Below are 14706 nucleotides of genomic sequence, written 5' to 3'. Positions count from 1 at the left end.
ACCGCCAGAGACAGGAGCCGACATGACCGATCCCGCCCGCCTTCAGGACGTTGCCCGCGCGCAGCCGGAATTCGCCCATACGCTCGGCATGACGCTGATCGAGGCGGGGCGCGACCGGGTGGTGATGGAGCTGGCGGTGACGGAGGCGCTGTCAAACCGCAACGGCGTGATGCATGGCGGCGCGATCCTGGGGCTGACCGACAATATCGCCGGGACCGGCGCGACGCTGAACCTCAAGGAAGGCGAGAACACGACGACGCTGGAATCGAAGGTGAATTTCCTGCGCCCGATCCGCATAGGCGACGTGGCGCGGGCGACGGCGACGCCGGTTCATATCGGGTCCACCACGCAGATCTGGGAGGTGGTGGTCACGCGCGGCGACGGAAAGGTGGCGGCGCGGGTGACGCAGACCCAGATGACGCTGACATGGAAGGAGCCTGCCGCGGCAAAGGGCTGAAGCCGGGGCGGTTGCGGTCAGGCTGGGCGCGCTGCGCCTGCCGATTGCCGCGACGCGCTCAGTTCGTGAAGGCGTCGATCAGGTTCAGCACCGCCAGCACCTTGTTGCTGTCGCGGTCCACGCGATAGACCCGGTCATCGGCCCCGCGATAATAGCGCCAGCCATCCCGCCGTTCGAGGTCATAGCGGGCCGGGTCGCGGATGATGACATAATCGCCAACCCGCAGGATGTCGCCGACATTGCGCCCGTAATTGCCCCGCTTCTTCGCCTGTCCGGGCGGGATGCAGGACGGGGTTTTCCTGGCCAGTCCGGGCGGGCAGTCGCTGGCATAGGCGGCGCGGCCCGCCCCGCCACCCTGCTTTTGCATCTGCTTGACCTTGGCAGGCTTGCCATTGCCATTGCCCGGATCGGCGGACACGGGCAAAGCGATCATCATCAAGGCGGCCGAAGCCGCGGCAACTTGTTTCATCATGGCGGTCACTCCCTGCAACGCGCTGTTATTCATGCGGCTTAACAAGCTGATAACCGGTTGGGTTGCGTCACATGCGCGAGAGGCGAGCTGCGATTCTGTCGCCATCAGGCGGCGGCGGGCAGGCGCGACGGGGCCTCGCGCACCGGCAGATGGATCAGCGCCGAGAAGGCGCCGACGCCCACGCCCACCCACCAGACCATCGTATAGCCGCCGGTCGCGTCATAGAGCGTGCCGCCTAGCCAGACGCCCAGGAAGGAGCCGAGCTGATGCGACAGGAACACGAATCCATACAGCGTGCCCATGTAGCGCAGCCCGTAGATATAGGCGACGAGCCCCGAGGTCAGCGGCACGGTCGCCAGCCACAGCGCGCCCATGCCCACGCTGAACAGGATCACCGTGCCGGGTGTGATCGGGGTCAGGATGAAGGCCGCCGCGATCAGCGTGCGCAGCGTATAGATCCCGGCCAGCAGATATTTGCGGCTGTAGCGATTGCCCAGCCAGCCCGCGAAGATAGTCCCCGCCATATTCGCCAGCCCGATCAGCGAGATCGACCACGCCCCCAGCGACGAGGTGGTGGTGATGCCGATGGAGTGCAGCAGGCTGCCCGGCGCGATCGGGCCGCACATCTCGGTCACCAGTGCAGGAAAATGTGCGGTGACGAAGGCAAGCTGATAGCCGCAGGAAAAGAACCCGGCGAAGATCATCAGATAGGACGGGTCACGGAAGGCGCGCTTGAGGACCGAACCGAGGCTTTCCTCCAACTCGCTCGGTGCGGCGGGTTTGCCCGGCCCCAGAAGCGGCAGGAACAGCATCATGGTCAGCGACAGCGCCGCGAAGGTCAGGAACACGCCCTGCCACGGCAGAAACGCCAGCAGCCCCTCGGCCAATGGCGCGCCGAAGACCTGCCCGGCCGATCCGGCGGCGGTGGCGATGCCGAGCGCGAGGGAGCGGTTCTCGTCGCTGGCGGCGCGGCCGACCACCGCCAGGATGACGCCGAACCCGGTGCCGGCGATGCCGAAACCCACCGCGATCTCCCACATCTGCATCGCGGCGGGGGTGGTCACCACGGCCGACATCGCCAGGCCAAGCGCGTAGAGCAGCGAGCCCAGGATCACCGCCCAGCGATCCCCCCAGCGTTCGGCAAGCGCCCCGAACAGCGGCTGGCCGATCCCCCAGGCCAGGTTCTGGATGGCGATGGCCAGCGAGAAATCCGACCGCAGCCAGCCATAGCTCTCCTGCACCGGGATCTGGAACACCCCGAAGCTGGCGCGCAGCGCGAAGTTGATCAGCAGGATGATGCAGCCGCCGATCAGGATCGGCGTGAACAGTTTCGATGACGGGGTGGACATAGCGCGCTCTCCGGGCCTCAAGGCAGCATTGGCGCAGTCGCAGGTCAGGGTCAAGCGGCGGCGGAGCCTGCTTGCCGCGCCCGGCGCATCGGCCTAGCCTGCGCGGGTGCCAGAACCGGCAAAGGAGCAGCGTTGCAGATGTATCAAGTGATCGGACCCGCCTCGACCCGCGCGTTCCGCGTGTTGTGGATGCTGGAGGAGCTGGACCAGCCCTTCGAGCATCACCCGGCCCCGCCCCGATCCGACGAGGTGGTGGAGCTGAACCCCTCGGGCAAGGTGCCGGTGCTGGTCGATGACGGGGTGCCGATCAGCGATTCGACCGCGATCCTGCAATATCTGGCCGACCGGCATGGCGCGCTGACCCACCCGGCCGGGACGCGGGCGCGGGCGCGGCAGGACAGCCTGACGCAGTTTTTGCTGGACGAGTTCGACGCGATCCTGTGGACGGCCGCGCGTCATACCTTCGTGCTGCCCGAAGAGCTGCGCGTGACCGGGATCAAGCAATCGCTGCGCTGGGAGTTCCAGCAGAGCCAGAAGACATTGAGCCGGCGGGCGGCGGAGGGGCCTTTCCTGATGGGCGAGGAGATCACCGTGCCCGACATCATCCTGACCCATTGCCTGATCTGGGCGCGGGCGGCGCGGTTCCCGATCGGAGAGGCCTGGCTGGAGGAATACGAGGCACGCATGCATGCCCGCCCGGCCTACCGGCGCACCTCGGACAGGTAGCGCGCGGCGGCGCGCCCGGCCTGTCGGCCCGTGCCGAGGCAATGGGTCAGCAGATAGCCGCCGGTCGGCGCCTCCCAGTCGAGCATCTCTCCGGCGGCGAACACGCCCGGCAGGGCGCGCAGTCCGAGCGACGGGCTCAGCGCGGCGAAGCGGATGCCCCCTGCCGAGGAGATGGCGCGGTCGAGCCCCATCGGGCCGTCATGGCGGATGGGCAGGGTTTTCGCCAGCGCGGCCCAGCCCTCGGCCGTGTCGGGGAAGGGGCGGCCCCATTCCAGCATCAGCGCGGCGCGGACCGGATCGCCCAGCACGCGGCGCAGCCAGTTGCCGATGGAGATTTTTCCGCGCGTCCCGGCGAAGCGCGCGCTCAGGGCTGCGTGGGAGAGATCCGGCGCGAGGTCGAGGGTCGCGGGTGCCCCGTCGCGGATCGCGGCCGAGACGGCGTAGATTCCGCCGCCCTCCATCCCGTGGCGCGAGATCACCCATTCGCCTCGGCTAACCGTGTCGCCCGCCCGGATCGCGGTGGCCTTGACCGGCTGGCCAAAATGCCGCCGCATCGGCGCTGACCACGCCACGCGCAGCCCCATATTGGCCGGGCGAAACGGCGCGACCTGCACGCCTTGCGCGGCCAGATCAGGCTGCCATGAGCCGTCCGCGCCCAGCCGGGGCCAGCTTGCCCCGCCAAGCGCCAGCACCGCGACGCCGGGCCGGATCGCCTGCCTGCCCTGCGGCGTGTCGAAGGCGAAGCCGCCATCGTCCCAACCCTGCCAGCGCCATCTGGTGCGGATCTCGACCCCCGCTCCGCGCAGCCGGGCCAGCCAGGCGCGCAGCAGCGGCGAGGCCTTCATGCCGACCGGAAACACCCGGCCGGTGGAGCCGGTGAACAATTCGATCCCCAGCCCGCTGGCCCAGCTCATCGCGTCTTCGGGGCCGAAGACGGCGTCGGGATCGGCCAGGCAGGGGGGCGGATCGTCCTGTGCGCCAAAGCTGAGATTCTGCATGAATTGCGGCAGCGGCTCGTTACGGGTCAGGTTCAGCCCCGATTTCCCCGCCATCAGGAATTTGCGCGCCGGTGTCGGCATCGCCTCGGCGAGGATCACCGGATGGCCCGCGCGCGCCAGCTCCTCGGCGGCCATCAGCCCGGCCGGGCCGCCGCCAATGACGAGGGCGGTGCTCATTGCGCGGCGCGGGCGGGCGGGGTCATCGCGCGCCGCGCGGCATCATGGAAAGCCGGATCAGCGCCCGCTCGATCAGCGCCATTTGCGGCGCGCGCGAGGCGCTGCGCAGTTGCAGATCGGTGTCGAGAAGATGGTGGATCGCCTCTTCCAGGTTGCGCATCCCCCAGCCCTGCACCTGCCGTGCCATGCGGTCGCGGCGTGGCCCGAAGACCGGCGGGCGCAGCCGCGACAGCCCGGCCTGCGCCCCGCCCGGATCGGCGCTGGCGGCGTGCAGCGCACGGAAATGGCGCAGCGCGGCAATGCAGATGGTCACGGGCGCGATGCCCTGACCCTCGATGCGGCGCATGAGCTGGCCGAACCGGTCCGACTTGCCCTCGGCCACCGCGTCGATCAGCTCATCGACCTCGGCATCGATGGTGGAGGGGGCCATCAGCGCGATCTCCTCGGGCGAGAGCGCGCTGTCGTCGCCGTGTTTATAAAGCCCGATCTTTTCCACCGTCTGGCGGAAATCTCCGGGATCGAGCGCGCGCGACAACGCCAAGAGGTCGCGCATGGCGGGTTGCGGCACATCCGTCAGCCCGGCCTCGGCCAGCCAGCGATGGATCTCTTCCTCGCCGGGCGGATCGTCATAGATCGGGGCGGTCACGGCGGATGCATGCGGCTCGAACAGCTTGCGCAGCGCGGATGATTTGGTCAGCCCGCCCGCCGTGACCACGATCGCCGCGTCGCCATGCGCCCATTCCCCGATCGCGGTGGCGAGGGCGGGGGCTGCGGCGTCGGGGGTGTCCTCGACCAGCACCACGCGCTGACCGGGGAAGAAGCCGACCTCCTTGATGGCATCGACCACCAGCGTCGCGTCCTTGCGCAGATCGGCGCCGGGGATCCGGGTCAGGCGCATTTCCTCGTCGGCGTTGGGGCCGGTCAGTGCGGCCACCGCCTCGGCGCGCTTCAGCGCCACCCGCATGGCGTCCTGGCCATAGATCAGCAGCGCCGGCCGGGTCGGATCGGGCCGGGCGAGATAGCGGTTGATCTCTGCGCCCTTCAGGATCATCCCGGCCGCGGACCCGTGGCCAGCAGCCGCGTCACGATCTGGTCGGCCAGCATCACCATCAGCCGCTCATGCGCGTCACGCTCGGCCGTGGTGGTGGCGATGGTCGTGCCGGTCGCGGAATAGGAGGTGAAGCTGGACACCCGGCCCTGCACGATGGGGGCGCCGGTGGCGTTGTCGGTCAGCGCGAAATCGGCAGTGCCGTTCAGCGAATAGCGGGTCGCCACCTCGGAGGGGGTGATCGCCTGTGACACCGCGGCGATGGTCAGCCGGTAATCCAGGCTGTAGAGCGCCGCCTGTTCCGGGCCGAGCCGCTCGCTCAGCCGCCGGTTCAACGCGAAGCTGTCGATGCTGTCGGGGTCGCGCAGCGCCACCTTGCCCTGCAGGGCCGTGCCGGTGCCGCCGGGGCCGTAGGCCGGGGTCAGGTCACACCCGGCGAGGGCCAGTGCCGCCAGCCCGGCGATGGCCGCGCGGCGGGGCAGGGGGCTACGCCACGACATTGACGATCCGCCCCGTCACCACGATCAGCTTTTTCGGCGCGGCGCCGTCCAGGAATTTCTGCACCGTCTCGTCGGCAAGGACGAGCGATTCGATCTCGTCCTTGGGCATGTCTTTGGCGACGCTGATCTCCGCGCGCCGCTTGCCGTTGATCTGGATGGGCAGGGTCACGGTGTCATCGACCAGCAATGCCGGATCGGCCTTGGGCCAGCCAGCATCCACCACCAGCCCGATGCCGCCGGATTTGGCCCATATCTCCTCGGCCAGATGCGGCACCATGGGCGCCAGAAGCTGCGCGGTGATCCGCAGCACCTCGCGCCGCGCCTCGCCGCCCGCCTTCGATTTGCCGACGGCGTTGGCGAGTTCATAGAGCTTCGCGACCGCCTTGTTGAAGGCGAAGCTTTCGATGGATTTCGTGACATCGGCGATGGCGCGATGGGCGCTTCGGGTCAGCTCGGGATCGTCGCCGCCTTCGGGCGCGTCATCGGCCAGGCGCCAGAGGCGGGAGAGGAATTTATACGCCGCCTCGGCCCCGGCGGAGGTCCATTCCACGTCACGTTCAGGCGGGCTGTCGGACAGCATGAACCAGCGGGCGGTGTCGGCGCCGAAACTGGCGACGATATTGACCGGGTCCACGACGTTTTTCTTGGATTTCGACATCTTGGCCGAGGGAATCACCTCGACCGCCGTGCCATCCGCGAGAGTGCCGTCGGTCACATCCTCTGGCAGGTGATAGACCGGCCGGCCGCGCGCGTCGCGGGTCATGTAAATCTCATGCGTGACCATGCCCTGGGTGAACAGCGCATCGAAAGGTTCCTTGGCCTGTTCGGGCAGATGGCCGGTTTTCACCATCGCGCGGGCGAAGAATCGGGAATAGAGCAGATGCAGGATCGCATGTTCGATCCCGCCGATATACTGGTCCACATTCATCCAGTAATCGGCATCCGCCCGGTCGGTGGGCGTCGCCGCGTGGGGCGAGGTGAAGCGGGCGTAATACCACGACGAATCGACGAAGGTGTCCATCGTGTCGGTCTCGCGCGTGGCCGCACCGCCGCATTCGGGGCAGCTCGCCTGCCGCCAGGACGGGTGCCGGTCCAGCGGGTTGCCGGGCTGGTCGAAGCTGACATCCTGCGGCAGCAGCACCGGCAGATTCTCCTTCGCCTCGGGCACGGTGCCGCAGCTATCGCAATGCACGACCGGGATCGGGCAGCCCCAGTAGCGCTGGCGCGAGATGCCCCAGTCCCGCAAGCGATATTTCGTCACGCCCTCGCCGTAACCCTGCTCCTCGGCATGGGCGATGGCGGCGGTCACGGCGGCCTCGCCGCTCTGCTCCGGCTGGCCGGAGAAGCCGCGCACATAGCTGACCGTTTCGGATTTCAGCGGCACATAGGGTGCCTTTGCCACCATCCCGTCGGCGGCGGCAAGGTCCATCCCCTTTTCACCGAAGGTCGCGCGAATCGGCAGGCCGTATTTGGTGGCGAATTCGTGGTCGCGCTCGTCATGGGCCGGGGAGCCGAAAATCGCGCCGGTGCCGTAATCCATCAGCACGAAATTCGCGATCCAGATCGGCAGCTTCCAGTCGGGATCGAGCGGATGGGTGACGCTCAGCCCGGTGTCGAAGCCCATTTTCGGGGCGGTTTCGATGGCTTCCTCGGTGGTGCCGATGCGGCGGCATTCCTCGATGAAAGCGGCGATTTCGGCATTGCCCGCGGCCAGCTGCTTGACCATCGGATGATCGGGCGACAGGGCCACGAAACTCGCCCCCATCAGCGTATCGGGGCGGGTGGTGTAGACCTCGATCTCATCGAACCCGTCGGGCGCGTCCACGGTTTGGAAACGGAACTGCAAGCCGCGCGACTTGCCGATCCAGTTCTGTTGCATCAGCCGGACCTTTTCCGGCCAGCCGTCGAGCCCGTCAATCGCTGACAGCAGCTCGTCCGAGTAATCCGAGATGCGAAAGAACCACTGCGTCAGCTCCTTGCGCTCTACCGGCGCGCCGGAGCGCCAGCCCTTGCCGTCGATGACCTGCTCATTGGCCAGCACGGTCATGTCGACCGGGTCCCAGTTCACCTGCGCCGATTTGCGGGTGATCAGCCCGGCGTCGAGGAAATCCAGAAACAGCGCCTGCTGCTGCGCGACATAATCGTCGTCGCAGGTGGCAAATTCGCGGCTCCAGTCGATCGACAGGCCCAGCGGTTTCAACTGATCGCGCATGGTCGCGATGTTGCCATAGGTCCAGTCGCGCGGATGGCCGCCCTGTTCCATCGCGGCGTTTTCGGCCGGCATCCCGAACGCATCCCATCCCATCGGATGCAGCACCGAAAACCCCTGCGCGCGTTTGAACCGCGCCACCACGTCGCCCATGGTGTAGTTGCGCACATGGCCCATATGGATGCGCCCGGACGGATAGGGGAACATCTCCAGCACGTAGTATTTCGGGCGTTCGTCCCGCACGGCCCTGAAGCTCTCGGCATCGGCCCAGGCCTGCTGCCAATGCGGTTCGCTGGTTGCGGGGTGGTAGGACATGGTGACTCCGGGCATGGTATTGCCCGAAGGGTTTAACGCTGGCCTGTCCGAGAAGTAAGTCCCTAGTTACAGCCGCCCGTCGGCCACGCGAAGCTGGCGGGCGCGGGTCAGGATGGCGTCCTCCACCGCGCGCACCGTGCCCGGCGCGATGGCCGCCCCGCCCGCGCCCTGCAGCGACAGTTTCAGCGAGCGCGCGTCGAGCGCCGGATCGGTGACCTGGATCGTGGCGCGATAGCTGCGCCCGCCGCCGGGCGGGGTGCCGTAGCCGGTGACGATCACCCCGGTAAAGGGGTCGACCGACTGGATCGGCAGGAAGTTCAGCACGTCGAGGCTGGCATTCCACAGATATTTGTTCACCGCGACGGCGGTGTTGGCGTTGCTGCGATTGCCGAACACATCCCAGATCGTGGTCTCGCCCGGGTCCTCGCGCTGCAGGGCCTGCGGCCCGCTGCGGTCGCCACCCCCGAACAGTCCGCCGCCGCCGCATGCCGCCAGCGACAGGGTCATCGCGAGGGTCGCGGTGGCACGGAGCGCAAAACGGATCATGGCGGAGTCCTTATACTGGTGATGCCCGAAGGTCTTGCCGCTCATTAGCCCGGAACAGCCGCCACGGACAAGCTTTTCCCGCAGTTCCGCCCGTGCAGAACCCCCGCGTTCAGTGTGACCAATGTGCACCACAAATCGGGCAATCCCGTAATGTGAAAGGCCTTTTAATTGCATTGACGGGACGAAAGGGCGACACCTTCCCCATACCCAAGCCGCAGAAACGCGGTTCTGGGGGGAACACCGAGAGACAAGAGGGAACACCATGAAAAAGACTCTGTTCGCGACCACCGCTCTGGTCATGTCGGCTGGCGTCGCCGCCGCTGACGTCACCATTTCGGGCTACGGCCGCGCCGCGATCGACTATCAGGAAGGTCGTACCGAAGAAGCGCAGATCGACACCCGCGTCCGCTTCAACATCGATGGTTCGACCACCACCGATCAGGGCGTTGATTTCGGTGCCCGCGTTCGTCTGCAGTACGACGACGGCAACTCGAACTCGACCACCTCGCCGGGCTATGTCTACGTGACCTCGGGCGGTCTGACCGTCTCCATGGGTAACGTCGGCACCGCGTTCGACTCGGTCGGCCTGCTGTACGAATCGGAAGTCGGCCTGATCAGCCGTTCCTACGGCAACACTCAGGGTTCGTTCTACGCGTTCAGCACCGGCGGCTACGGCGTCGAGAATGACCGCATGGGCGTTGCAGCCGAGTACAGCGTCGGTGGCTTCACCGGTCGTCTGTCCTATGTCGATCCCGACCAGACCGCGGGTTCGCCGATCGGTTCGTCGGAAGAAGTCGGCATCTCGATCGACTACGAATGGAACCAGATCCAGCTGTCCGCTGCTGCCGTTCAGAACGGCGCTGGCATCGACAACAACGATCAGTACTTCGTCGGCGCCTACTACACCATGCCGGGCACCTCGAACGGCATCGGTCTGAACTGGCTGGACAACGGCCCGACCGCGTTCGACAGCCAGACCGTCGTGCTGTACGGCGACTACGAAGTTGCGCCGATGACCACCCTGTCGGCCTACATCGCCAACAACGACGCGCCGGGCAACGCCACCGACAACGCGTTCGGTATCGGTGCCAAGTACGACCTGGGCGGCGCCATCCTGGCCGGCTCGATCGAGCGTGGCTACAACGAGAACATCCGTTCGGACATGGGCATCAAGTTCAACTTCTGATCCCACGATCGAACGAATATTCGGAAAGAGCGGGCCTTGCGCCCGCTCTTTTCTTTTGGGACGGTCCCGGCATGGGATTGAACGAGATCATCGACCGCGTCCGGGCGGCGGAACAGGCGGCCGGACGGGCCGAGGGCGCGGTGGAGCTGATCGCGGTGAGCAAGGTCCAGCCCGATGCGCGCGTCGAGGCGGTGCTGGCGGCGGGCCATCGCGTCTTCGGCGAGAATTACGTGCAGGAGGCGCAGGGCAAATGGCCGGGCTGGAAGGGCAGGCATCCCGGCGTCAGGCTGCACATGATCGGACCGCTGCAATCGAACAAGGCCAAGGCCGCGGTCGGGCTGTTCGACGCCATCCACACGCTGGATCGCATGTCGCTGGCCCGCAAGCTGGTCGCGGCGATCGAGGCGCATGGCACGGCGCCGGAGCTGTTCGTGCAAATCAATACCGGCGATGAGCCGCAGAAGGCGGGGATCCTGCCGGATGAGCTGGCCGGGTTTCTGGAACAGATCCGCGCACTCGGCCTGAATCCGCAGGGCCTCATGTGCATCCCGCCCGAATCCGGGGACTCGACGCCGCATTTCCGCCTGCTGCGTCGGCTGGCCGAGAGTGAGGGTCTGCCGGGCCTGTCGATGGGGATGAGCGCGGATTTCGAATCCGCCATTGCCGAGGGGGCGACGCATATCCGGGTGGGCAGCGCCATTTTCGGCGCGCGGGATTATTCCGCCAAGGGCTAGACGCGTGTGTCGGCCGCCGCACCGCGCGGGCCGTCATGTTTCGGGATCGCATCCGGCACGATGATCCGCGTGCCGGGGGCCGCGCGCGCGGCCAGCCAGACCAGATCCCGGCGCGCCATCGCGATGCAGCCTGCCGTGGCATAGCCCGGTCTGCGCCATTGATGCAGGAAGATCGCCGATCCCATGCCCGGTACGGCGGCGGGCCAGTTCCAGTCGGTCGTCAGCACGATGTCGTAGAGCGGATCGGCGCGGCGCAGGGTTTCGTGGCTGGCCGCGAAGGGCGCGCGCACATGGCGGTTATAGTCCGGGTGGCCCGAGGCATCGCACCACAGGTCAACCGGTCCGATGGGCACGGCCCAGGGCGCGGGCCGGGCGATCCGGTCGGGCCGGTACCAGCAGGCGGTCACGGCGTGGATGCCCGAAGGCGTGGCACCGTCGCCTTCTGCCTTGGCCTTTGTCACGCCGCCGCGCCCGATGCTGCAGGGCAGGTGCCGGCCAAGGAATCGCAGCCCCGCGGGCGTCAGCACGATGTCGGCCGGGCTCACAGCAGATGGCCCGATTTCTCGGCCTTCGTGGCCAGGTAGGCGCGATTGAACCGGTTTGCGGGCAGGATCAGCGGGACACGCTCGACCACCTCGATGCCGTGTGATTGCAGCATCGCCACCTTGCGCGGATTGTTGGTCATCAGCCGGACGCGGGAGAATCCCATTTCGCGCAGCAGCGCGGCGCCGATGCGGAAGTCGCGCTCGTCATCCTCGAATCCCAGCCGGTGATTGGCCTCTACCGTGTCGAAGCCCTGATTCTGCAGACCGTAAGCGCGCATCTTGTTGGCCAGCCCGATGCCGCGCCCTTCCTGGTTGAGATAGAGCAGCACGCCTTCGCCAAGCGCACCCATGCCGGCAAGCGCGGCATGAAGCTGCGGCCCGCAATCGCATTTCAGGCTGCCCAGAACGTCGCCGGTGAAACAGGCGGAATGCAGCCGGACCAGCGGGGTCCCGTCTCGCCGGGGCTGACCGATCTCGACCGCGTAATGCTCGGCCGCGCCGTCTTCGGGGCGGAAAATGTGCAGGCGCGACTGTTCCGAAGCCTCCAGCGGCAGACGGGCGGCGGCGACCGGGTGCAGCAGCGCCTCCTGCGCGAGTGCGTCGATCACTGGCCGGGCGGACAGGCGCGAGAGCTCCGCAGGCACGTCGGCGCGGACCATGACGAGTGCGGGCAGAAGCTGGGCCGACTTGGCCAGCAGGATCGCGGCCAGATGCGGGGTGGTATCGCCTCCCCGCAGGCTGCTGAACGGGCCCTTCATCGGCGTCATCAGATCGGCGGAGGGATCGGCCACGGCGCGCAGCCAGGGAAGATCCGCCGCGCCCGGCATCTCGATCCGTGCCAGATCGCCGTCATAGACCCGGATCTTCAGCGTCTCGGCCCGGCGCGCGGTCAGGGTGACGGCCACTTCCCCCGCCGCGCGCAGCGCTGCCAGACGGTCGGGGCGCAGCGTCTCGATCGCCGCCACCAGCCATCCATCCATGCCGATGGCCAGCCCCATGCGCAGCTCGGCGCGGGCGCGGGAAATTCGTTCGGACAGGGTCGGCAGCAGGCTCATTGTTGAAACAAACTGAAACATTTCTGGCTCCCGCGACAACAGCGCGTGAGGAATTTGCAACATCGCTGGACGGGGCGGCGCGCGCAAGCCAGCTTCTGCGGGACAACGCCAAAGGAGGCAAGAGCATGGCCGGTTTGAAGAAGATTTTGCTGGTGGACGATGAGGAAGATCTGCGCGAGGCCCTGGCCGAGCAGATGGTCGCGACCGAGGAGTTCGACGTGTTCGAGGCGGGCACGGGGGCCGAGGCGGTCGAAAAGACCAAGGGGGCCATCTTCGATCTCGTCGTGCTGGATGTGGGCCTGCCCGACACGGACGGGCGCGAGCTGTGCAAGCGGCTGCGCAAGCAGGGCGTGAAATGCCCGATCGTCATGCTGACCGGGCATGACACCGATGCCGACACCATCCTGGGGCTGGACAGCGGGGCGAATGACTACATCACCAAGCCGTTCAAGTTTCCGGTGCTGCTGGCGCGGCTGCGTGCGCAGCTTCGCACCCATGAACAGTCCGAAGACGCGATCTTTCAGCTTGGCCCCTACACGTTCAAGCCGGCGATGAAGATGCTGGTCGATGAAAAGGACCGGAAGATCCGCCTGACCGAGAAGGAGACGAATATCCTGAAATTCCTTTATCGCGCACAGGATGGGGTCGTTGCGCGGGACGTGCTGCTGCACGAGGTCTGGGGCTATAACGCCGGCGTCACCACCCACACGCTGGAGACGCATATCTATCGCCTGCGCCAGAAGATCGAGCCGGATCCCTCGAACGCGCGGCTTCTGGTCACGGAAAGCGGCGGCTACCGGCTGGTGGCGTGAAAAATCAGGGCGGGGGCGGAACCGGCTCTGCGGCTTAGGGTTGTAGCCGCGAAGCCCAGTGGTTCGGGGATACGGCCACACCCTCCCTGTCTCGGACTGGCCCCGGCGCAAGCCGGGGCCTTTTTTCATGGGTCGACCTGGACGATGCCGGCCGCGTCAGCCGATGGCGCGGTCGCGGGTCTCGGTGCGCACCAGCAGCAGCGCGGCCGCCCCCAGCACCAGCAGGATCGCGAATACCCCGATGGCGAAGCCGAAGCCACGCGCGAAGGCGAAGGTCAGCAGTGTCGGCGCGAACAGCCCGCCCAGCCGGGCGATGGCCGAGGCCGTGCCCATCCCGGTGCCGCGCAGATTGGTCGGGTAAAGCTCTGGCGTGAAGGCGTAAAGCGCACCCCAGCTTCCCAGCAGCGCGAAGCTCATCAGGATCAGCGACAGCGCGACGAGCGCGGGGTTGAGCGACAGGGTGAACAGGAAACAGCCAGCGGCCGAAGCCAGCAGGAACCCCATCAGCGTTGCCCGCCGGCCCCAGCGTTCGACCCCGTACGCCGCCAGCGCATAGCCGGGGATCTGCGCCAGGGCGAGGATGACCAGGAATCCGTAGCCTCGCACCCAGCCCATGCCCTCGGCCGCCAGCCAGCCGGGCACCCAGATAAACACGCCATAATAGGACAGCGATACCAGGAACCAGACCGCCATGATCCCGGTCGTCCGCATCAGCAGGCTGCCCGAAAAGATCGAGCCGGGCGCGCCTTCGGGCGGGGCAGTCAGGGTCAGCTCGGTGTCATGGGGCAGTTTCTCGGCCCCGTTCGTTGCCAGAACCCGGTTCACCACCCGGCGCGCATCGTCCTGCCGCCCCTTGCGCAGCAGATACATCGGCGATTCGGGCACCCAGATCCGCAGGAAGATGCCGATCAGCGCGGGCAGGGCGGCGACCAGGAAGATCCACCGCCAGGGCGCCTCGGCCCCGTAGGCGGAGGCGATCCATGCCGTCAGCGCCACGACGATGGTGCCGATGGCCCAGAACCCTTCCAGCAGCACCAGCCAGCGGCCGCGATTCTTGGGCGGCAGGAATTCGGCCATCATCGCGTAATCGACCGGCAGCGTGCCGCCCACCGCGATCCCGGTCAGGAAGCGCAGGAACAGCAGCAACGTGAAATCGCCCGCAAAGACCGAGGCGAGCCCGAACACCGCATCCGCCGCCACGGTCAGCAGCAGCACGTTGCGCCGGCCCATCACGTCGGCGACGCGGCCGAAGACGAAGGCCCCGACGAACATGCCCAGGAAGAACATGGTGCCGATCTGAAGCGCCATCGCCCGCTCCAGCCCGAATGTCACCGCGACGGATGGCGCGGCGAAGCCGACCGCGATGACCTGCATCGCGTCCGCCGCCCAGACCAGCCCGAAAATCAGCAGCAGCCGCTTCTGGAAAATACCTGCGCCGCCGCGCGACAGCGCCTCGTCAATCGTGATCTTCATCCGGTTCCGTTCCTGCTTTCTGCATGCGCCTTGTATCGGCCAAGCCGGGGCGGGCAAAGGGAATTTTCGCCGGTCTCGACAGTCAGGGACAGGCTCGCTAGGGT

The 14706-nt window shown here is 67.2% G+C and carries 15 protein-coding genes; 5 read left to right on the top strand and 10 right to left on the bottom strand.

Annotation, left to right across the window (positions count from 1 at the left end):
* The first annotated feature begins 22 nt into the window (after positions 1-22).
* Complete coding sequence (locus BLT73_RS06845) at positions 23-457, top strand: PaaI family thioesterase (RefSeq protein ID WP_090522149.1); 435 nt, start codon at positions 23-25, stop codon at positions 455-457.
* Between the two features lie 58 nt (positions 458-515).
* On the opposite strand, the gene BLT73_RS06840 is transcribed toward BLT73_RS06845, so the two are convergent.
* Together BLT73_RS06840 and BLT73_RS06835 are read right to left on the bottom strand one after the other, a co-directional pair.
* Entirely contained in the window at positions 516-929 is a 414-nt protein-coding gene (locus BLT73_RS06840) for a hypothetical protein (protein ID WP_090522553.1), read from the bottom strand.
* A gap of 104 nt (positions 930-1033) precedes the next feature.
* A complete protein-coding gene (locus BLT73_RS06835) occupies positions 1034-2278 on the bottom strand; it encodes an MFS transporter (RefSeq protein ID WP_090522147.1) in 1245 nt (414 codons plus the stop codon).
* A gap of 138 nt (positions 2279-2416) precedes the next feature.
* Here BLT73_RS06835 and BLT73_RS06830 point away from each other — a divergent pair, with 138 nt between their 5' ends.
* Positions 2417-3004, top strand: coding sequence for a glutathione S-transferase family protein (locus BLT73_RS06830; protein WP_090522146.1), 588 nt, complete (start codon positions 2417-2419; stop codon positions 3002-3004).
* On the opposite strand, the gene BLT73_RS06825 is transcribed toward BLT73_RS06830, so the two are convergent.
* The 5 genes from BLT73_RS06825 to BLT73_RS06805 form a co-directional block, all read right to left on the bottom strand.
* Complete coding sequence (locus BLT73_RS06825) at positions 2980-4179, bottom strand: BaiN/RdsA family NAD(P)/FAD-dependent oxidoreductase (RefSeq protein WP_090522144.1); 1200 nt, start codon at positions 4177-4179, stop codon at positions 2980-2982. The two genes, BLT73_RS06830 and BLT73_RS06825, sit on opposite strands and share 25 nt — an antisense overlap.
* 22 nt (positions 4180-4201) lie before the next feature.
* Complete coding sequence (gene holA / locus BLT73_RS06820) at positions 4202-5230, bottom strand: DNA polymerase III subunit delta (RefSeq protein WP_090522142.1); 1029 nt, start codon at positions 5228-5230, stop codon at positions 4202-4204.
* Positions 5227-5727, bottom strand: coding sequence for an LPS assembly lipoprotein LptE (lptE, locus tag BLT73_RS06815; protein ID WP_090522140.1), 501 nt, complete (start codon positions 5725-5727; stop codon positions 5227-5229). The genes holA and lptE overlap by 4 nt, the downstream gene beginning before the upstream one ends.
* Positions 5714-8251 (bottom strand): leucine--tRNA ligase, encoded by a 2538-nt coding sequence (gene leuS, locus BLT73_RS06810; protein WP_090522138.1) that lies wholly within the window; start codon positions 8249-8251, stop codon positions 5714-5716. The genes lptE and leuS overlap by 14 nt, the downstream gene beginning before the upstream one ends.
* Before the next feature lie 66 nt (positions 8252-8317).
* A complete protein-coding gene (locus BLT73_RS06805; protein WP_090522551.1) occupies positions 8318-8797 on the bottom strand; it encodes a DUF3576 domain-containing protein in 480 nt (159 codons plus the stop codon).
* A gap of 262 nt (positions 8798-9059) precedes the next feature.
* On the opposite strand from BLT73_RS06805, the gene BLT73_RS06800 reads away from it, so the two are divergent.
* Both BLT73_RS06800 and BLT73_RS06795 read left to right on the top strand, forming a co-directional pair.
* Positions 9060-9983 carry a porin gene (locus BLT73_RS06800; protein ID WP_090522136.1) on the top strand — a complete coding sequence of 308 codons (924 nt, stop codon included), beginning with the start codon at positions 9060-9062 and terminating at the stop codon, positions 9981-9983.
* Positions 9984-10054: 71 nt separating this feature from the next.
* Positions 10055-10717 carry a YggS family pyridoxal phosphate-dependent enzyme gene (locus BLT73_RS06795; protein ID WP_090522134.1) on the top strand — a complete coding sequence of 221 codons (663 nt, stop codon included), beginning with the start codon at positions 10055-10057 and terminating at the stop codon, positions 10715-10717.
* On the opposite strand, the gene BLT73_RS06790 is transcribed toward BLT73_RS06795, so the two are convergent.
* On the bottom strand, positions 10714-11262 hold the full coding sequence (locus BLT73_RS06790; protein ID WP_176804979.1) for a L,D-transpeptidase family protein: 549 nt from the start codon (positions 11260-11262) through the stop codon (positions 10714-10716). The genes BLT73_RS06795 and BLT73_RS06790 overlap by 4 nt on opposite strands.
* A complete protein-coding gene (gene ribA, locus BLT73_RS06785) occupies positions 11259-12317 on the bottom strand; it encodes a GTP cyclohydrolase II (protein ID WP_090522132.1) in 1059 nt (352 codons plus the stop codon). The genes BLT73_RS06790 and ribA overlap by 4 nt, the downstream gene beginning before the upstream one ends.
* Positions 12318-12442: 125 nt before the next feature.
* Here ribA and BLT73_RS06780 point away from each other — a divergent pair, with 125 nt between their 5' ends.
* Positions 12443-13129: a response regulator transcription factor gene (locus BLT73_RS06780; protein WP_090522130.1), complete on the top strand. Its 687-nt coding sequence runs from the start codon at positions 12443-12445 to the stop codon at positions 13127-13129.
* Positions 13130-13285: 156 nt separating this feature from the next.
* On the opposite strand, the gene BLT73_RS06775 is transcribed toward BLT73_RS06780, so the two are convergent.
* Positions 13286-14602: an MFS transporter gene (locus BLT73_RS06775; RefSeq protein ID WP_090522128.1), complete on the bottom strand. Its 1317-nt coding sequence runs from the start codon at positions 14600-14602 to the stop codon at positions 13286-13288.
* Between the last annotated feature and the right edge of the window lie 104 nt (positions 14603-14706).

This window comes from Paracoccus isoporae (assembly GCF_900101865.1).
Taxonomy (GTDB): domain Bacteria; phylum Pseudomonadota; class Alphaproteobacteria; order Rhodobacterales; family Rhodobacteraceae; genus Paracoccus; species Paracoccus isoporae.
The sequence above is the reverse complement of the archived record's forward strand: the minus strand, read 5'-3'. Positions and strand labels throughout refer to the sequence as shown.